The sequence below is a fragment of the Bacillus cereus group sp. N21 genome (genome assembly GCF_016483395.1).
GTDB lineage: Bacteria > Bacillota > Bacilli > Bacillales > Bacillaceae_G > Bacillus_A > Bacillus_A pseudomycoides.
This window is the reverse complement of sequence record NZ_JAEHBX010000406.1, coordinates 1-246: the sequence shown is the minus strand read 5'-3', so window position 1 is coordinate 246 and position 246 is coordinate 1. Positions and strand designations below refer to the sequence as shown.

The following is a 246-nucleotide window of genomic DNA, read 5'->3' as shown; positions in this document are numbered from 1 at the left end:
GATACAAACTCATTACAAATAACGAATGGTTTATAAATGATACGCAAAAACATATGCCTCATATGTTAATTGTAGAAGCACTTGCGCAGCTTAGTGCATTTGTAAATACAAGTGACTCTGAAGGATTAGGCTTTCTCTCCTCATTAGATGGAGTTGAGTTCCATGAGAAAGCATACCCTGGTGATAAACTTGATTTACATTATGAGCTAACACGTAACCGTCGAGGGTTTGTTCTCGGTACAGGTA

The 246-nt window shown here is 37.8% G+C and carries 1 protein-coding gene; it reads left to right on the top strand.

What is annotated here, in order from left to right:
* The coding region (locus JDS96_RS31410) for a hotdog family protein (RefSeq protein ID WP_472926306.1) at positions 1-246 on the top strand (246 nt) is incomplete at both ends.